This is a genomic window from Burkholderia sp. LK4 (assembly GCF_001043615.1).
GTDB lineage: Bacteria > Pseudomonadota > Gammaproteobacteria > Burkholderiales > Burkholderiaceae > Burkholderia > Burkholderia cepacia.
Window position 1 is genome coordinate 23,508 of the sequence record NZ_LDUL01000047.1, and the last position, 18,894, is coordinate 42,401.

At 66.3% G+C, this 18,894-nt stretch carries 15 protein-coding genes and 1 pseudogene; 6 read left to right on the forward strand and 10 right to left on the reverse strand.

From position 1 onward, the window contains the following. Positions 1-9: 9 nt before the first annotated feature. Both VK92_RS23615 and VK92_RS23620 read right to left on the reverse strand, forming a co-directional pair. The gene (locus VK92_RS23615; protein WP_048027116.1) at positions 10-900 is read right to left on the reverse strand and encodes an SMP-30/gluconolactonase/LRE family protein; all 891 of its coding nucleotides are present in this window, start codon (positions 898-900) and stop codon (positions 10-12) included. 61 nt (positions 901-961) lie between these two features. Further along, the gene (locus VK92_RS23620) at positions 962-1,774 is read right to left on the reverse strand and encodes an enoyl-CoA hydratase/isomerase family protein (protein WP_048027118.1); all 813 of its coding nucleotides are present in this window, start codon (positions 1,772-1,774) and stop codon (positions 962-964) included. Positions 1,775-2,094: 320 nt separating this feature from the next. Here VK92_RS23620 and VK92_RS23625 point away from each other — a divergent pair, with 320 nt between their 5' ends. The 5 genes and pseudogenes from VK92_RS23625 to VK92_RS23640 all read left to right on the forward strand — a co-directional run bounded on the left by VK92_RS23625 (position 2,095) and on the right by VK92_RS23640 (position 7,784). Beyond that, positions 2,095-3,534 (forward strand): MmgE/PrpD family protein, encoded by a 1,440-nt coding sequence (locus tag VK92_RS23625; protein WP_048027120.1) that lies wholly within the window; start codon positions 2,095-2,097, stop codon positions 3,532-3,534. Positions 3,535-3,684: 150 nt separating this feature from the next. Continuing rightward, positions 3,685-3,840: pseudogene (locus tag VK92_RS43540) on the forward strand (aldehyde dehydrogenase); the annotation flags it as partial. 102 nt (positions 3,841-3,942) lie between these two features. Next, positions 3,943-4,764 carry an SDR family NAD(P)-dependent oxidoreductase gene (locus VK92_RS23630; protein WP_165589096.1) on the forward strand — a complete coding sequence of 274 codons (822 nt, stop codon included), beginning with the start codon at positions 3,943-3,945 and terminating at the stop codon, positions 4,762-4,764. Positions 4,765-5,528: 764 nt separating this feature from the next. Then, positions 5,529-6,638, forward strand: a complete 1,110-nt coding sequence (locus VK92_RS23635; protein WP_048027123.1) for a porin — start codon at positions 5,529-5,531, stop codon at positions 6,636-6,638. Between the two features lie 234 nt (positions 6,639-6,872). Next, positions 6,873-7,784: an alpha/beta fold hydrolase gene (locus VK92_RS23640; protein WP_082163754.1), complete on the forward strand. Its 912-nt coding sequence runs from the start codon at positions 6,873-6,875 to the stop codon at positions 7,782-7,784. 51 nt (positions 7,785-7,835) lie between these two features. On the opposite strand, the gene VK92_RS23645 is transcribed toward VK92_RS23640, so the two are convergent. Beyond that, a complete protein-coding gene (locus VK92_RS23645) occupies positions 7,836-8,459 on the reverse strand; it encodes a TetR/AcrR family transcriptional regulator (RefSeq protein ID WP_048027126.1) in 624 nt (207 codons plus the stop codon). Positions 8,460-9,032: 573 nt separating this feature from the next. Here VK92_RS23645 and VK92_RS23650 point away from each other — a divergent pair. Then, positions 9,033-9,920: an alpha/beta fold hydrolase gene (locus VK92_RS23650; RefSeq protein WP_231616472.1), complete on the forward strand. Its 888-nt coding sequence runs from the start codon at positions 9,033-9,035 to the stop codon at positions 9,918-9,920. A gap of 47 nt (positions 9,921-9,967) precedes the next feature. On the opposite strand, the gene VK92_RS23655 is transcribed toward VK92_RS23650, so the two are convergent. The 7 genes from VK92_RS23655 to VK92_RS23685 form a co-directional block, all read right to left on the reverse strand. Then, the gene (locus VK92_RS23655) at positions 9,968-10,381 is read right to left on the reverse strand and encodes a YybH family protein (protein ID WP_048027130.1); all 414 of its coding nucleotides are present in this window, start codon (positions 10,379-10,381) and stop codon (positions 9,968-9,970) included. A gap of 125 nt (positions 10,382-10,506) precedes the next feature. Further along, the gene (locus VK92_RS23660; RefSeq protein WP_048027132.1) at positions 10,507-11,220 is read right to left on the reverse strand and encodes a nitroreductase; all 714 of its coding nucleotides are present in this window, start codon (positions 11,218-11,220) and stop codon (positions 10,507-10,509) included. 104 nt (positions 11,221-11,324) lie between these two features. Further along, positions 11,325-12,113, reverse strand: coding sequence for an IclR family transcriptional regulator (locus tag VK92_RS23665; RefSeq protein ID WP_048027134.1), 789 nt, complete (start codon positions 12,111-12,113; stop codon positions 11,325-11,327). Positions 12,114-12,120: 7 nt separating this feature from the next. Continuing rightward, entirely contained in the window at positions 12,121-12,990 is an 870-nt protein-coding gene (locus tag VK92_RS23670) for an IclR family transcriptional regulator (protein ID WP_053077836.1), read from the reverse strand. A gap of 447 nt (positions 12,991-13,437) precedes the next feature. Continuing rightward, entirely contained in the window at positions 13,438-16,956 is a 3,519-nt protein-coding gene (locus VK92_RS23675; RefSeq protein WP_048027136.1) for a pyruvate carboxylase, read from the reverse strand. Positions 16,957-17,229: 273 nt separating this feature from the next. Beyond that, the gene (locus VK92_RS23680; protein ID WP_048027138.1) at positions 17,230-17,424 is read right to left on the reverse strand and encodes a hypothetical protein; all 195 of its coding nucleotides are present in this window, start codon (positions 17,422-17,424) and stop codon (positions 17,230-17,232) included. Between the two features lie 243 nt (positions 17,425-17,667). Then, the gene (locus VK92_RS23685; protein ID WP_048027140.1) at positions 17,668-18,819 is read right to left on the reverse strand and encodes an acyl-CoA dehydrogenase family protein; all 1,152 of its coding nucleotides are present in this window, start codon (positions 18,817-18,819) and stop codon (positions 17,668-17,670) included. Between the last annotated feature and the right edge of the window lie 75 nt (positions 18,820-18,894).

Genomic DNA, 18,894 nt, shown 5'->3' on the forward strand with positions numbered 1-18,894 from the left:
CGTGATGCATCAGGCCAGCGGCACGTCGACGCGTGTCGACAGCACTGCACTCAGCGGGTTGGCGCGGCGCACTTGCGGATTGAAATCCGCAGGCGTCACGCACATGAACAGCGTGCGTCGATCCTCGCCGCCCAGCGCGCAGGCGTAGCAGTTGCGCTCGCCGGTCTGGATCTCCTCGAGAATCTTTCCGCCGGGCGCCACGCGCAGTACGCGCGTCTTCGTGAAATCCGCGACCCAGATCGCGCCCTCGGCATCGACCTGCGAGATGCCGTCCGGCGCCACGACGATTTCGCCCATCGACCGGATCACGTCCTCGTCCTGCGGCACCGGGCCGAAGGTCGCCCAGTCGCGACGCGCGGAGAGCGAACCGTCTGGCTGGATGTCGAACGCCGACATCCGGTTGCCCCAGGATTCGGACACCACCAGCGTGCGCCCGTCGATGATCGTCGCGCCGTTCGCGAAGTGCAGCGGCTCGCTCACCATCGTGACCGTGCCGTCCGGATCGACGCGCGCGAGCCGGCCCGGGCGGCGCGGCGCAAGCTTCATCACGTCGAAACCCAGGTTGCCGACCCACACGCGGCCTTGCGCGTCCACCACCATGTCGTTGGGTTCGAATTCCAGGTGCGGCGACAGGTCGGCATGGCGCACGACCGACCCGTCGTGCTCGCGCCGCAACAGCGCGCGGTCGTGCATCGACACGACGATCAGCCGCCCGTCGGGTAGCCAGCCGATGCCGGACGGACATTCGGGAACGTGCATCTCCTCGCAGAGGTTGCTGCCGTCCTCGCGGATCGAGTACACGCATTCGGTGTAGAGATCGCTGAACCAGAAGCGGCCGTCGTGCCAGCGCGCGGCTTCGGTATGCGTCATGCCGTCGAGAAGCAGGGTGAGCTGTCTCATTTAACCTGTCGTTAGTTAGATTGAAGGATGCAGTGCGATCGGGATACGCGCGTCCGACCGGTCACGACTGCGGCAGCAGGGCCGACGGAAATTCGGGTTGGCGCTTGCCGCGCAATGCGGCGACGCCTTCCTTGACGTCCGGCCCCAGGAAACACAGCATCTCCAGCGCGAGCGAGTTGTCGAAGACCGGCCCCGCCACGCGCATCCAGTTGTTAAGCGATTTCTTGGTCGCGCGAATCGCGGTCTGGCTGCCGCGCGCGAGGTTGGCGGCAATGGCCAGCGATCGCGACAGCACCTCGGCGCGCGGCGCGCAAAAGCTGACCAGGCCGATCCGTTCGGCTTCCTTGCCATCGACGAAATCCGCGGTCATCAGGTAATACTTGGCCTTGGCCATCCCGCACAACAGCGGCCACACAATCGCCGCATGGTCGCCCGCCGACACGCCGAGGCGCGCATGTCCATCGGTCAATTTCGCATCCTCGGCCATCACGCTCACGTCCGCCAGCAGCGCGACGACGAGGCCCGCGCCGACGGCCGTGCCGTTGATCGCGGAGATGATCGGCTTGTCGCACGTGAGCATGTTGTAGACGATGTCGGACGCCTCCTTCATCACGCGCATCGTGGCCTCCTGGCTGGCGGCCATTTCCTCGACCACGGACAGATCGCCGCCGGCCGAGAACGCGCGATCGCCGGCGCCCGTCACGACGACCACCTTCACGTTCGGATCGTCGCCGACGACGCCCCAGACCTTGGTCAATTCCCAGTGCATCCGGTTGTTCGTGGCATTCATGACCTCCGGACGATTGAGCGTGACGAGCAGAACGCCGTCCGGCCGGCGATCGAACAGGAGGAACTGGAAATCTTCGTATTTCATGCTGGGCCCTGGGATTGTCTGGAACGGCGGGCGGCGTGTGTCGACGCCCGCCGATGAAGTGACCGGCGGCGGTTCGCGGTACCGGGGAAAGCGCAAGGGACCGTCAGGATATCCTGCAATCTAACTAACAGTTGTTATTCTATTTTGCTTGCGGGGATTTCCCATCAGGGAATCCCCGCATGCCGCGAGTCAAACGCGCGCCTTCCGGCGCGCGCGTTTCGACGCGCGGAACGTTTTCGACACAAACGTTGCGTGCGGCGGGTTCAGCGCCAAACCTGAAGGCATTCGCAGGAACAGAATCAGAACAAGGAGCGAGACACATGAGTCACCCGACCCTCATCCAGCAACTGGCCGACTTCTCGGCCGGCGTCGACATCGCCCGGCTACCCGACATCGTCGTGCAGGAGTGCAAGCGCGACATTCTCGATTCGCTGGGTGTCGCGCTGGCGGGGATCGATCATCCGAGGGGACGCATCGGCATCGAAACGGGCCGCCGCATCGGCGGCCGCGCGGGCGACGCGACCATCATCGGCACCGGCGAACGCTCGACCGCCTACGGTGCCGCGTTCGCCAACAGCGAATTGCTGAACGCGCTGGATGCGGACTCGGTGCTGTTGCCGGGCCACGTGAGCCCGTACGTGTTGCCCGGCGCATTCGCGACGGCCGAGACGCACCGGCGTGCCGGCCGCGACCTGATCGCCGCTGTGGCGGTGTCGCACGAGATGTCGTATCGCTTCGGCGCCGCGATGAGCGGCTACCGCGACACCAAGGACGGCAAGTCGGCCAATCCCGCATCGGTCGTGGGCTACAGCAGCACTGTGTTCGGCGCGACCGCGTCCGCGGGCAAGCTCAAGCGGCTGTCGGCGGCGCAACTGGCCAACGCACTAGGCCTGGCCGCTGCATCGGCACCGGTGAATGCGCAGCGCGCGTGGTTCACGCACGCGCCCACCGCCACCATCAAGTACCAGCTGGCCGGCGGCCTGACCAACATCGCGCTCACGGCCGCCGACCTGGGCGAATTGGGCCATCGCGGCGATGTGCGCATCCTCGATGATGCGGTCAACGGTTACGCGAGTTTCATCGGTACCGACCGCTGGATGCCCGAGATCATCACGCGGGATCTGGGCGACGAGTGGCGTTTTCCAGGCTTCCAGATGTTCAAGCCGTATCCGCACTGCCGCGTGATGCACGCGCCGCTCGACCTGCTGATCGACATCGTCACGCAACACGATTTGAAGCCCCACGAGATCGACGGCATCACATCGTTCGGCGAAGGCTGGGCCTATGTGCTGCCCTGCTTCACCAACCGCGAAATCCTGGAGGTGCACGACGCGCAGTTCTGCTTCTCGCACGGCCTGGCCGTCGCGGCCCATCGCATTCCGCCCGGCCCGCGCTGGCAGGACCCGGCCGTCGTGTTCGATCCGTCCGTGATGGCGCTGATGAATCGCGTGTCGCTGGAAACCCATCCGACCTATTTCCAGTCGATCTCGGCGGACATCACCAGCCGCCCGTCGCGCGTCGAAGTGCGTGCGCGCGGCCAGGTCTTCGCCGGCGAGAAGATGTTCCCCAAAGGCACGCCGTCGGTGGACCCCGCGACCTACATGACCACCGATGAACTGGTGAACAAGTTCCGCACGTTCGTCGACGGCCTGCTGCCGGTATCGACTGTCGAGCAGGTCGTCGACAGCGTACTGAATCTCGAGAAGGTGGAGGACTTCGGCACCATCATCCGCCAGTTGGTTCGGTCGTCCGGCCACTAAGCAGCGACAGCAACCTGAAAAACCACCTCATGACCCGTCATGCCGCACGCGGATCGCCTTTGCATCGGCGGTCGCTGGGTGGCGCTCTCGTGCACTGACACCTGTGCCGCGTTCAATTGAGCGACCGATTAACTGGATGCGCACGCAACCATATCGAACGACACGATCTTCAGGTTCAATGCGACGTTGTTCGCGCACGACACAGAGCGGGCACTGTGCGTCGCGCGGCCGCTGCGTGCGGGGTTGGTGGGAGACAACAGGTCTCGCACCGATTTCTCCATCGGTTGTGGCGGCTTCAAGCAATCGGGCGCGGGTGGCCTCGAAGCGTTTCCCGAAGTCAAGACCGTCGTACTGGACCGTCGGCCGAATGCGTGCCGGCGCATGAACAAACATCTGGAGGAGCAACCGATGAGCAAAACCGAATTCAACAACGCAGCACCGCACGACTGGATGATCCATTCTCGCATCAAGGGGCTGGTCGCGCTGGTGGTCGGCGCCGGCAGCGGCATGGGCGAGGCCAGTGCGAAAACCTTCGCGGCGAACGGCGGTGCGGTCGCCGTCGCCGACCTGAACGCGGGCAACGCTGAACGCGTGGCTGGCGAGATCGCGCGACGCGACGGCCAGGCGCTGGCGCTCGGCCTCGACGTATCGAAACAGTCGGACATCGACGCGGCCATCGCCAGGACGGTCGAGCGCTTCGGACGGCTCGACGTCGTCATCAACACGGCCGCGCTGGTTCGTTCCGGGATGCTCGAGGACGTGTCGATCGACGAATGGCGCAGCGGCTTCCAGGTCAACGTGGACGGTGCGCTGATGCTCGCGCGCAGCGCGCTGCCGCACCTGAAGCAGAGCCCGCATGCGGCGATCGTGAACACGGCTTCGCTGGCGGGCGTGCACGGCTATTCGCAGGGCGGCGCCTACGGCCCGAGCAAGGCGGCGCTCATCACGCTCAGCCGGCAGATGGCACACGAGTGGGCATCCTACGGCGTGCGCGTGAATGTCGTGCTGCCAGGCGTGATCGACACGCCGATGGCGCGCGGCTCGGTACCACAGGAACTGCTCGACCAGCTTGCGGCGATGCTGCCGATGAGCCGGGTCGGCCAGCCGGACGAAGTCGCCGACCTGATCGTGTATCTTGCGTCGCCCGCGGCCGGCTACATCACGGCCCAGGCAATCGCATGCGACGGCGGCATGTCGCACATGATGTTCGCGAAGCCGATGGGCAAGTAAGCGCGCCGCGAAGCAGGTGCGCCGTGTGCGGCGAGGGCTCGCCCGGGCCTTCACCGCCAGCGTTCGCACGCATTGCACGCATTGCCCGCATCACCCGACGCGAATGACCAGGTTGCAGGCACCTCCGCCTGATCCCCCGCGTGCGGGCCCGGATCGCGGCTGACGACGCTCTCTCCGCTCCATCTCTCCCACGACACGTTGCATCGGCCGCGCTAATCCGCACGTCCATCCGACCTTCGACGAAGCTGCGCACGGTATGGATTGCGCCTCGATGCATGCGATGAACGCTCCGTCCATGGACGAGCGCGCCGATTTCCGGATCGAGCTGCACTTGCAGCGACGGCGAACCTGAAAAATTTCGTTCCGTCGGGTAAAACGCCGTTCGACAGCGACATCGCCTCCGAATCGAGTAAACACGACCTCCAACACCCGTATGGGAACGCTTCCACGCGCTTTATTACGTAGAACGGATCATGTTTCCCAGCGCCGCGATCGATTGAATAAGTTGAAGTACGGAACGCCGGTATTCAGCCAACGGATCATTGCCTGAAAGCACGAATCCGCCTCGGGTTATACCCGATGGAGATTCGATGTCACGCCCCTCAATCTACCTAACGTTAGATTGTCGTCGTACTAAAAGACGACTGTCCGCACCCGGACATCGAGAACGAACCGGCCCATCCGTCCGGTCCTGAATCCGCCGCACAGCCTCGGCAATTCGACACATTCCGCTCCTTCACTTCTCATTAAATTCGGATACCGAAATGAATGTAAGCCGATCATCAGGGTTGGGCACGAAGAAGACGATCCTCGCGCTTGGCGTCGCTCTCCTGCCCGCATGGTCTTGGGCGCAAAGCAGCGTCACGCTGTACGGCACGCTCGATACGGGCCTGCTGTTCACCAGCAAGACGCACAACCCGACGACCGGTACGAACGGCGGCAAGCAGGTCAGCCTCATCAACGGCGGGCTGGAACCCTCCAATTTCGGCCTGTTCGGGCAGGAAGACCTCGGTGGCGGACTGAAGGCGACCTTCAGGCTGGAAAGCGGCGTGAGCGTCGTCAACGGCGGCTTCGACAACAGCAACGGCAATTTCTTCGGTCGCCAGGCCTGGCTGGCCGTCGACGGCAACTTCGGTCAGCTGAAGGCCGGCGTGCAGTATTCGCCGTTCGTGCTGGCGATCTACGAGGCCGACCCGCGCAACGCCGGCCAGTTCGGCACGGCGTTTTCCGTCTACGGCGCCAATACCTTCGTCGGCAGTTTCAATCCGAATGCGATTACCTATACGAGCCCGAAGTTCGCCGGGTTTTCCGCCAGCGCGATGTATGCATTCGGCGGCATACCGGGCGACTACCGCGCGGCGCAGCAGTATTCGGTCAGCGCGCGCTACGAGTTTCGCGGGCTGGTCGTGAACGCCGCAATGTACGACTCGAGTTCGGCCAGGAATTCCGCGGGGCTGACGATCTTCCAGCAGCCGTTCCTGGGCCGGATGCTCGGGCTCAGCTACCACTTCGGCACGTTCGCGGTGAAGGGCTCGTTCACCAGCTACAAGCTGCCGACGACGGTCGCCGGCGGGGTGACGAACGGCGGCACCAACAACGTCTGGAATCTCGGCTTCGATTACTATCCGCTGCCGCAGCTCGACATCAACTCGGGCGTGTGGTACATCCGCGATCCGCAGGATGCGAACAATCACACGCTGCTCGGTGCGCTGACGACGCGCTACTTCCTGTCGAAGGCAACCTCGCTGTATGCGGAGGTCGGCGCGGTGAACAATCACGGCCGGCAAAAATTCGGCCTGTCGATCGACAACGCGCTGTACGGCGCGCCCGGCACGACGATCGGCGCGATCATCGGGATCAACAAGCGGTTCTAACGGTGCCCCATGGGGCACGATGCGATGTGCCTCGCCCCATTCGGCCGGAGTACGGAACATTCCGGCCGCGTCGATTGACTCGATTGCCAACTGGCGCGAACGTATGCACGGGCGCGCCGAATTCCGTTCGGCATGCATGACATTTCGGCAATGCAGCGCCGGAAGCCGGCCGGACGAGGATCATCAATGGCCGGCGCTCCGGCCGGGGCTGCGCAACGCGAATGCAATCGGATCATGAACCATGCGATGACGACGGGAACACGTGCGGTCGGCCCGGCCGGCACCACGCACACCTGGAAAGGCGCCGACGGAATCCGGCTCGCGGGCCGCTCGTGGGGTGACCCCGACGGCACGCCCGTCGTGCTGCTGCACGGCAGCGGGCAGACGCGCCATGCGTGGAGCGGCATGGGCCGTACGCTCGGCGCGGCGGGCTTTCATGCCGTGGCGTTCGATGCGCGCGGACATGGAGAATCGGACTGGTCGCCGACCGGCAACTACAGTCAGGGGGCGATGATCCGCGACCTCGAGCGTGTCGCCGCGATGTTCGAAGGCCGGCGGCCGGTACTCGTTGGCGCGGGGCTCGGCGGCGGGACGAGCCTGCTCGCGGTCGGCGAAGGGTATGTCGACGCCGAAGCGCTCGTGCTCGTCAACATCGCACCGTACATCGAACCGGCAGGCGTGTTGCGCCTGCAGTCGTTCATGCGGCAGCCGCCGGACGGTTTCGGATCACCGGACGAAGCGGCCGACGCGATCCGCAACTATCGCGCGCGCCCGGCGCATGCGTTCACGCAGGAAAGCCTCGCCCGCAGCCTGCGCTACGACGACGGGAAGTATCGCTGGCATTGGGATCCGCACTTTCTCGCGTGGCCGCGCGACCTGGCGCGACGCCATACGCGCTTTGCGGCCAGCACGCGCCGCCTGAAGCTGCCGACGCTGCTCGTGCGCGGGGAGGAGTCGGAAATCGTCAGCAAGGCGGGTGCGCGCGAGTTCCTCGACCTGTGCCCGCACGCGGAATATGCGGACGTGCGGGATGCCGGCCACACGGTCGCGGGGGAACACAACGACCGGTTCGTCCATACCGTGCTCGATTTTCTCGAACGGCGGCTTCCGCGAGGCCCGGCGCTGCGCGATCGCGCGGTCGCGTGAGCCGGTTGCGCGCGCCGTGCAGCGCGCCGCCGGCCGCTCAGCCGCGCGGCGTCAGGACGATGCGGCCAGTTCGGCCTTGCGGCTGCCGCGCCTGGCTTTCGCCGCGGGCTTCGCGCCTGCCGCGGGCTTCACGCCTTCGAAGAACATCGTGGCGAGCTGGTCGGCGACCTTGTCCAGCGAGCCCTTCTTCGGGTCGAACCAGGTCTGGACGGAGTTGATGCAACCGAGGACGAACACGCGGCACAGCGCGATGTCGACGTCCTCGCGCAGGAAACCTTCGGTGCGCAAGTCGTCGAACACCGCGGTCCACAGCTGCTGGTGGCGCTCGCGCCGCTTGACCTGACGCTCCCGCACCTTGTCCGGAAGCTGGGTCAGCAGCCGGCCATGCGCGAGCGCGTAGTCGCCGAACTTGATCAGCGCGCTCATCTGCCCGACCAGCGCTGCCCTGAAGCGCGCGTCGGCCGTCGCATCGGGCGGCAGCGCGTCGAAGTGTTCCTTGATGTGCTGCACGATGCTGTCCGCACCGTGCTCCATCACGACGTCGACCAGTTCTTCCTTCGACGAGAAGTGATAGTAGATGCTGGCCGCCTCGATGCCGGCCTGGTCGGCGATGGCGCGCATCGTCGTCGCGGCATAGCCCTGCGTCGCAAAGGAGCGCGCGGCCAGCCGCAGCAAGGTTTCCCGGGTATCCGCGCTGGGATTTACATTTCGCTTTCGCACGTTCGTGTATCAGCCGTCCGCTGTTATCAAGATGAAGTGAAGAGATCCGGATGCCGCATGCGCAGTGCCCGGCCGCGCGGCGTCGTGGAGGGCGCCGCCCGCATGATCATCCCGTTGCCGTTCCGGCTCGCCGGTGGCGGCCGGCGGCGTGTCTCCGTCTCCCCGGGTACTGCCTGATCCTCTCGCATGCCGCCACGTGGCGGCACAAAACTAATGTTTGAGAGGGTAGCCTATTTTCAGGGCGCGAGCCAGTAAGCCAAAACACCGTCGGCACGCCTGCCGCGCGGGGTTCGCCGGCCGCACGATTGCCTGAATCTCTCGTCGGCGGTTCGACGTTGCGCAGCGTTCGCACGATGGCGTCGAACCATGCAGCGTCCGCGCGCTCACTGTACGGAACACCGTGGCCGCTCGCGTTGACACGCATGCGCCCACCGGCGAAGTTCGAGGGCACGGCGGCCCGCGCGAGCAGCCCGCCCTTCTCCATCCGTCGATCATCGTCCCGTCATGCCTTCATCAACCGAATCCGTCTTGCGAGCCCCCGCCAAACCGGGAAACCGGCTGCCCGGCACCCCCGATCCCGCGCACCTGTGGCGCACCGCGGACGGCGTGCGGCTCGCGGGCGATACGTGGGGGCATCCCGACGCGCCGCTCGTCGTGCTGCTCCACGGCGGCGGCCAGACGCGTCACGCATGGGGCGGCACGGGCGCGTTGCTGGGCAGCGCTGGCTACTTCGCCGTCGCGTACGATGCGCGCGGACATGGCGACTCGGACTGGAGCGCCGCGGGCGACTACAGCCAGGACGCGTTCGTCGACGACTTGCTGCACGTCGTCGGCGCGCTGGGCGGGCGCCGTCCGGTACTCATCGGCGCATCGCTGGGCGGCGGCACCAGTCTTGTCGCGATCGGAGAACGCCGGATCGACGCACGCGCGCTGATCCTGGTCGATATCGTGCCGTACACCGAGCCGGCCGGCGTCGCGCGCATCAGGACGTTCATGCAGCAGAATCCCGACGGCTTCGGCTCGCTCGACGAAGTCGCCGACGCAATCGGCCGCTACCGCTCGAGCCCGCCGCGTCCGGGCAGTCATGCCGGCCTGTCGAAGAATGTCCGGCTCGGCGACGACGGCCGCTACCGTTGGCACTGGGACCCGCGCTTCCTGTCGGGAACGACGGATCTTGCTGCCCGTCACGCGCGCTTCTCGGCCTGCGCGCGCAACCTCGCGCTCCCCACGCTGCTGGTGCGCGGCGGCAGTTCCGACGTGGTCAGCGAAGCCGGCGTTCGCGAGTTTCTCGAACTCTGCCCGCATGCGGAATACGTGAATGTCGCCGCGGCGGGACACATGGTCGCCGGCGACCGCAACGACGTGTTCGGCCAGGCTGCCGCGCAGTTTCTCGCGCGCCATGTACCCGCTGCATGACCGTGACGCGCGGACGCGCGAGCGTCCGCGCATGCGGATCGGCCGATTCAGATCGGCGGGGTGTCGGGCGAAGTCGAAAAATGGTGCTGGCGGACTTTCCATTCGCCCTGCTGCAACGCGATCACGAGCGTCGTGCGCAAACGCGAGCGCGACGTGTTGCCGTCACCGAGGACGAACGCGAATTCCCCGTAGCCTTGCGCGAGAAAGCAGTCGTCGCCCAAGCGGATGAAGTGCTGCTCGACCAGCGCCAGCGTGGCCGAGCGAATCACGCCGTCGTACGACGCGAAATACGCACGGATCGCGTCGCGTCCGGCCGAATGGCCGGGTCGGCCGCCGAAGAACAGCGCATCCGCCGTGTAGATGTCCGTCAGCGCGTCGGGATTCCAGTCGCGCGCGGCCGCGTTCCACGCGGCCTGCACGATGGCCAGCGCGGGGCCGGGCGTGTCGTTCGTTCCAACCATTATCGTGTCCTCTCCTTTCCTGCGCCGCCGCGCGGCGCCATTGCCGAGTGAGTGTGTTCGCGCCGATCCGCGCCGCCGTTGCCGTCGCGCATGGGCACGACGGATGCCGACCGGAGCGGCACCGGTCAGACCATCCGCATCACGTCCGCCGTGGCCACGCGAGTGGAACGGAACGCGTTCGCCGGATGCGCCATGTCGGCATAACCGAACCCGATGCCGCAGACGAAGTTCCGCTCGTCGCCGATCCCGAAATAGCGGCGGATGAATCGCGCGTGATGCGCGAGCGCCGCCTGTGCCGTCGTCGCGATACCGTGCGCCCGCGCCGCCAGCATGAACGACGCGACGAACGCGCCGCAGTCGAGCGCCGCATACGGCCCCAGCTCGGCCGGTATCGTCAGCAACGCGACATGCGGCGCGCCGAACAGCCGGAAGTTCTCCGCGACCTGCCGCTCGCGCGCCGGCCTGTCGCTGCGCGCGATGCCGAGCGCCGCATAAAGCGCATAGCCGACTTCCCTGCGCCGCTCGCCGTACACGCCGCGATATTCGTCCGGGAACGGCAGGTCGGAATCGATCCCGGGATGCTGCGCCGCATGCGCGACGAGCGCCTCGCGAAAGCGTTCGGTCGTGTCGCGGGACGTCACGGTCGCGTGCCACGGTTGCACGTTGCACCACGACGCCGCGCGTTTCGCGACGTCGACGATACGCTCGATCACGTCTGCCGGAACCGCATCCGGCAGATACGCGCGGCAGGTGAATCGCTCGGACGAAAGTCGGTCGATCGCTTCCGCGTCGGCGATCGACCGAACGCCCGAATCCTCGTACTCGGTTTGCGCTTGCATGAAACGTCTCCGGTTACCGGCACCTGACGGTACCGCATCCCTCAAATGTAACGATCATTAGTTAGTTAAAGAAGCCGGCCAACACCCGCGTCCGCGCCTGATTTTCAGGGCTCGCAGTCGACGTCGCTCAGAATGAAGGACAGCGTCTCGGCCGCCACCTTCAATTCGGGCGTCACACGCTGGCGGATCGCCGTCATGTCCGGTTCCAGTTCCACGGCCCCGCAATTCAGCGCCATCAGCGTGCGGGTCCGGCCGACCACGATCGGCAATGCGACGCCGTAGGCGTTGCGCTGATATTCGCCGACCGACATGCATACGCCCGTCTGCTTCAGGTCCTCGAACGCGGCATCGAGGTTCTCGCGGACGGTGCCCGCATCGTCCCCCGCCGCGTCGAGCAGTTCGGCCATCAACGGCTCGCGCATCGCGTCCGGCAGCCCGTACAGATACGCGCGCCCGACCGAAGTCGTCGCCATCGGCAGCAGCGAACCGACGCCGAGGCGCAGCGTCGCGATCCGGGCGCTCGCGCGCCATGCGATATACACCATGTCGAGCCGGTGCGGGACGGCGAGCGCGACCGACAGGTTCAGCTTGTCGGCCAGCTTCTGCATCACGGGCGTGACGAGGCGCGTGACGGGATTCGCTTCCAGATACGCGTGGCCGATGCTCAACGCGCCGGCACTGAGTTCGAACTGACGCCCGCCGCCCACCCTGCGCAGGTAGCCGATCGAGATCAGCGTGGTGGTCAGGCGCGACACCGTGGCTTTCGGCAGGCCGGTGCGCCGCACCAGTTCCGCGTTGGACAGCGGCGCGCGCGCCGCGCGGAATGCGTGGAGTACCTCGAGCCCGCGCTCGACGGTCAGCGTGACGCCCTGTTGCTTGTCGGTCCGGTTCATGTTCGTGTCAGTCGATGACGACCGCCTGCTCCTGCAGATGCTGGGCCGCCGCCACCAGCCGGGGCCCGAGTTCGCGTTCGACCCGCGCGCGCCCGAGCCGCGCGCTGCGCCCGATACAGGCGAGCACGAGCGGCGTGTGATCCTGGACCACCAGCGGCACCGCGAGAATCGTCAGGTCCGGCTCCCACTCGCCGAGCGACATGCAATAACCGACGTTGTGCACCTGCGAAATGCCCTCGCTGATGCGGCGGCGCTGGTTGGGCCAGTCGCGGCCCGTCTTGCGTTCGATGTTGCCGAGCAGGTAGAAGCGTTCGAGTTCCGGCAACGCGGCCAGCAACGCCCAGCCCATCGGCGACGACGCGATGCGCAGGCGCGTGCCGGCGTACAGCTTCAGGTCGACCGACGCCGGCTTGCCCGCGCACGTTTCCAGCACGATCACGTCGAGACGGTCGCGCGTGCCGAGCATCACGTAGGTGTCGTTCATGTTCGCGAACGCCTGCATTTCGAGTCGCGCGAGCAATTGAACGTTGGAATGCGCGATCGCCGCATAACCGAGCGACAGCACGGGGGCCGCCAGCCGGTACTTGCGGCGCTGCGGCGAGTAGTGAACATAACCGAGCGCGACGAGCGAGCGCACCATGCGCGACACCGTCGGTGCGGGGATGCCCGTTTCGATCACGAGCTCCTGATTGCCGAGCCACGGTTCGTGCGGCGAGAACGCGGCCAGGATCGCGAGGCTTCGCGCCAGCGGCACGACCATCGCGCCGGACGCCTGCCCGCCGTCCGGGCGCTCGCTGTCTCCGATCGGCGCGTCGTGCCAACCCGCGTCTTCCTGTCCTGACAGGGGCACCGCTGCCCGGTTTGCGTGCGGCGACATCGATTGCTCCATTTGTCTCGATCTGGCTCTGGAAGCGGCCATGAACTGCCTGTCCCGATCGGTCGGGGCGGGACGCCACGCGCGGTGGCGACGCTCACCGATGCGACCGTCTGATGGGCTTCATTACACGAGCCAACCGGGAAGCGAGTCAATTGTAGCGCCGATATGTTCCGTACTTTGAAACAGACATTGACGCGGCGATCGAACGCCCGCGGTCTGAGGCAGGGCTTTTCCGACGATGTCGAGACGGAACGCGTGCGCAGGCATCCGCCAATGTACGGAACACGGAATCGACCCCCGAAGCGCATCGCGGCGTGGCGGCCGGTGCCCGGCCGGCCCGCCCCGGAACCGGCTCGATTCGAAACCGATCGAGTCGCGTCGATTCGAGCCGTGCCGCGCGGCAGGCCGTCGTGTCGAGGCCCGATGACGCAAGCGGCGCGGCGCGCGTTACGCCGCGCCCTTCAGCTCGATCAGCAGATCCTTCGCCGCGACCCGATCACCCGGCTTCACATGCACGGCCGCGATCTCGCAGTCGCGCTCCGCCGCGATGTGCGTTTCCATCTTCATCGCCTCGAGCGCGAGCAGCGTCGTGCCGGCCATCACGCGCTGCCCCGGCTGGACGGCGACCGTCACCACCGAGCCCGGCATCGGCGCGGCGATGTGCAGCGGATTCGCCGGATCGGCACACTGCAGGCCGTGACGCTCCTTGCCCGCCTGCACGACGCTCTTTTGCTCGACCAGCGCGGAGCGCGACTGGCCGTTCAGTTCGAACAGCACCCTCACGATGCCGTCCTGCGCATCGGCGTGCTGCCCCTGCAGCGACACGAGCAGCGTCTTGCCCGGCTCGATGTCGATCGCCACTTCTTCCTGCGGCTGCAGCCCGTACAGGAACGCCGGCGTCGGCACGACCGACGTGTCGCTGTAGGCGCGAACGTGCGCGTAATAGTCGACCGTCTGCTTCGGATACATCAGGTAGGACGCGAGTTGCCGGTCGTCGAGCGGCTGCTCGCAGGCGGCCTCGGCCTGCGTGCGCACCGCGTCGAGATCGACCGGCGGAATCTGGTCGCCGGGGCGATACGGCGCGGGCGGCTCGCTCTTGAGCACCTTGCGCGACAGGTCCGGCGGGAAGCCGTCGGGCGGGAAACCCAGCTCGCCCTTGAACAGCGACACGACCGACTCGGGGAACGCGATGTCCTTGTCCGGATTGCGCACGTCGTCCACGCCGAGGTCGTTCGCGACCATCATCAGCGCCATGTCGCCGACCACCTTCGACGTCGGCGTGACCTTCACGATGTCGCCGAACAGGCGGTTCACGTCCGCATACGCGCGCGACACCTCGGTCCAGCGATGATCGATGCCGAGCGAGCGCGCCTGCTCGCGCAGGTTCGTGTACTGGCCGCCGGGCATCTCGTGACGATAGACGTCGGCCGTACCCGCGCGGATCTCTGATTCGAACGGCGCGTAATAACGGCGCACGCCTTCCCAGTACATCGACGCTTCGTGCAGGCGATCCTGATCCAGCCCGGGATCGCGTTCGCTGCCGGCCAGCGCCGCCGCGATGCTCGACAGGTTCGGCTGCGACGTGAGCCCGCTCATCGCATCGAGCGCGCCGTCCACCGCGTCGCAGCCGGCTTCGACCGCCGCGAGCACCGACGCTGCGGCGATGCCGCTCGTGTCGTGCGTATGGAAATGCACGGGCAGCCCGGTTTCTTCCTTGAGCGCCTTCACGAGCGTGGCGACCGCCTGCGGACGGCAGATGCCGGCCATGTCCTTGATGCCCAGCACGTGCACGCCGGCCTGCTGCAGTTCGCGCGCGATGCCGACGTAGTACTTGAGGTCGTATTTCGAACGCGACGTGTCGAACAGGTCGCCCGTGTAGCAGATCGCGCCTTCGCACAGCATCCCGCTCTCGCCCACCGCATCGATCGCCACGCGCATGTTGCGCACCCAGTTCAGCGAATCGAATACGCGGAACACGTCGACGCCCGCGCTCGCGGCCTGCTGCACGAAGAAGCGCACGACGTTGTCCGCGTAGTTCGTATAGCCGACCGCGTTCGAGCCGCGCAGCAGCATCTGGAACAGGATGTTCGGCACACGCTCGCGCAGCAGCGCAAGGCGTTCCCACGGGTCTTCCTTCAGGAAGCGCAGCGCGACGTCGAAGGTCGCGCCGCCCCAGCATTCGAGCGAGAACAACCGCGACAGCTCTCGCGCGTAGAACGGCGCGATCGGCAGCATGTCGGCGGTACGCATGCGCGTCGCGAACAGCGACTGGTGCGCGTCGCGCATCGTCGTGTCGGTCAGCAGCACCTGCTTCTGGTCGAGCATCCAGCGCGCGAACTTCTCCGGCCCGAGTTCACGCAGCCGATCGCGCGTGCCGGCCGGAATCGCCGCGGTCGTATCGATCTTCGGCAGCACCGGCTTCGACAGCGGCAGCGCCGGCAGCGTGCGGCCGTTCATCTCGGCGTTGCCGTTCACGTTCAGCTCGCCGAGGTAGCGCAGCAGCTTCGTCGCGCGATCGCCGCGCTTCGCGAATTCGAGCAGCTCCGGTGTCTTGTCGATGAAGCGCGTCGTCACGTCGCCGGTGATGAACGCCGGGTGGTTGATCACGTTTTCGAGGAACTGCAGGTTCGACGTGACGCCGCGAATCCGGAACTCGCGCAGCGCGCGATCCATCCGGTGAATCGATTCGGCGGCCGTCGGCGCCCAGGTCGTCACCTTGACGAGCAGCGAGTCGTAATATGGCGTGATCACCGCGCCGCCATACGCGGTGCCCGCGTCGAGCCGCACGCCGAAGCCCGCCGCGCTGCGGTACGCGGTGAGCCGTCCGTAGTCGGGGAGGAAGTCGTTCTCCGGGTCCTCGGTCGTGATCCGGCATTGCAGCGCGTTGCCGTTCAGCGGAATCGCGTGCTGTTCCGGCACGCCGGCCGCGCGCGCGACGAGTGTGCCGTCGCCATCCGTCGCATCGTCGGCGAGCCCGATCCGGCCGCCTTCGGTAATGCGGATCTGCGCCTTCACGATGTCGATGCCGGTGATCATTTCGGTCACCGTGTGCTCGACCTGGATGCGCGGGTTCACCTCGATGAAGTAGAACTGGCCGGTGTCGGCGTCCATCAGGAATTCGACGGTGCCCGCATGCGTATAACCGACCGCGCGCATCAGGCGCAGCGCCGATTCGCACAGCGCGTGCCGGCCCGCGTCGTCGAGATACGGGGCCGGCGCTCGCTCGACCACCTTCTGGTTGCGCCGCTGCACCGTGCAGTCGCGCTCGTACAGGTGCACGACCGTGCCGTGCAGATCGCCGAGCACCTGCACCTCGACGTGCCGCGCGTTGCGCACGAGCTTCTCGACATACACCTCGTCGTTGCCGAACGCGGCCAGCGCTTCGCGGCGCGCAACCGGCAGCAGCGTCTCGAGATCCTGGGCGTTTTCCAGTACGCGCATCCCGCGCCCGCCGCCGCCCCAACTCGCCTTCAGCATCAGCGGATAGCCGACTTCCGCGGCCAGCGCCTTGCAAGCATCGACGTCGTCCGGCAGCGGCGAGGTCGCCGGCATCACCGGCACGCCAGCCGCGATCGCCGCGTTGCGCGCGGCCACCTTGTTGCCGAGCGTGCGCATCACTTCCGGCGACGGGCCGATCCAGCGGATGCCGGCGTCGATCACGGCCTGCGCGAAATCGGGGTTCTCAGACAGGAAGCCGTAGCCGGGATGGATCGCGTCGACCTTGGCCTGCCGCGCGACACGCAGGATGTCGTCGATGTCGAGATACGCGGCGAGCGGCTTCTTGCCTTCGCCGATCAGGTAGCTTTCGTCTGCCTTGAAACGATGCAGCGCGAGGCGGTCTTCCTTCGAATACACGGCCACCGTGCGCATGTTCAGCTCGGCGGCGGCGCGCATCACGCGGATCGAGATTTCCGAGCGGTTCGCGATCAGGATGGACTGGATGGGGATAGGCGTCACGGCAGCCATGGAGTGTGAATGGTTGTATGAGGTTCGCCGACGCGCCATCTTCGCCTGCCCGATTCACGGGGCGGCGGGCGGATCGTCGCGTCGGTCATGCACTGTTGCATCGTCCCGGCTTTCGCCAGTCAACATCTTCGTCATATCGCCCGATAGCCGCTATCGACATCGCGACGACGAACAGCATCCAGCCGACCAACCGGGCAGACGAACAGAAGACTGGCCGGCCGGTCTTCGATCGGGACACGGCGGGCCCGCGCCACGACGCGGCCCGCCACGACATCAGTCGCGGTGCTCGAACAGCGGCGCGTGATCCATCCAGTCGTAACCTGCCCCGGATTTCGCCCACGCCCAGTTCGCATCGCGGGGCCGGTCGCCGGGCTGCGCCGTCGCTCGAACGCGCTCGGCCCTCTGCTCGAGCCTGAGCCCGTGCACGTCGTCCTGCGGTACGCCGTTTCGCTTTTGGTAGCCAGTCATTGCATCACCTTACGTTTATGGAAGCTTTTCGTACTTCGGCCAGGCCCGTCCGGCTCAGGGAATTTCCTGCGTGACCGACGGCCGCCGAATGCGTCGAGGTTCAATTACGCAAAAAGCAGGCCACATCGGATCTCGAACGGACGGCCGCGATACACGGTGAAATCGTTCAAACGCGGTTTCAAAATTCGTTCAATTCTGAAATTGAGGTTCTGATTTTGAAATTGCGACGCGGCGTGCCGCGCGTTATTGCGCGTCGCGCACCATGTTGCGGGCGATCACGATCTGCTGGATCTGGGTCGTGCCTTCGTAGATGCGGAACAGGCGCACATCGCGGTAGAAGCGTTCGATCGCGTATTCGGACATGTAGCCGGCGCCGCCGAAAATCTGCACCGCGCGATCGGCCACCCGGCCGCACATCTCGGACGCGAACAGCTTCGCGCACGACGCCTCGGTGCTGACCGGCAGCTTGTCGTCGCGCCGGCGTGCGGCATCGACCACCATGCAGCGGGCCGCATAAATCTCGGCCTTGCTGTCGGCGAGCATCGCCTGCACGAGCTGGAAATCGGCGATCGGCTTGCCGAACTGCTTGCGCTCCATCGCATACGACAGCGCCATCGACAGCATCCGCTCGGCCACGGCCACGCACACCGCGGCGATATGGATGCGGCCCTTGTCGAGCACCTTCATCGCCGTCTTGAAACCCTGTCCCTCTTTCCCGCCGATCAGGTTCGCGGCCGGTACGCGCACGTTGTCGAAAATCACGTCGCACGTATGGGCGCCCTTCTGCCCCATTTTCTTGTCACGTTTGCCGAAGCTGATGCCGGGCGTCTTCGCGTCGACGATGAACGCCGAGATACCGCTCGCGCCCTTGTCCTCCGGATTGGTACGGGCCATCAGCGTGAAGATCCCCGCATGCGGCGCGTTCGTGATGAAGCGCTTGGTGCCGTTCACCACGTAGTCGTCGCCGTCGCGAATCGCGGTGGTGCGCAGCGACGCCGCATCGGAGCCGGCTTCCGGCTCGGTCAGCGCGAACGAGGCGATCAGCTCGCCGGTCGCGAGGCGCGGCAGGTACTTCTCTTGCTGCTCGGGCGTGCCGTCGAACAGGATGCCCTGCGAGCCGATGCCCACGGTGGTACCCAGCAGCGAGCGGAACACTGGCGAAGCCTGGCACAGCTCGAACACCGCCAGCACCTCCTCCTCCATCGTCAACTCCAGGCCCCCGAAGCGCTCCGGAATAGTGAGGCCGAACAGGCCCATCGCCTTCATGTCGGCGACGATGTCGTCGGGAATCTCGTCGGTTTCGGCCACGTGCTCCTCGTTGGGCACGAGTCGCTCACGCACGAACCGGGAGATGGAGTCGAGCAGTCCGTTGAGCGTTTCTTGATCGCGAATCATGTCGGTACGCCTGAAAAGATGGAGAAAACGACCCGATGCTGCGCCGGCGGCCGGCGCGAAACAACCGCCCGGCCA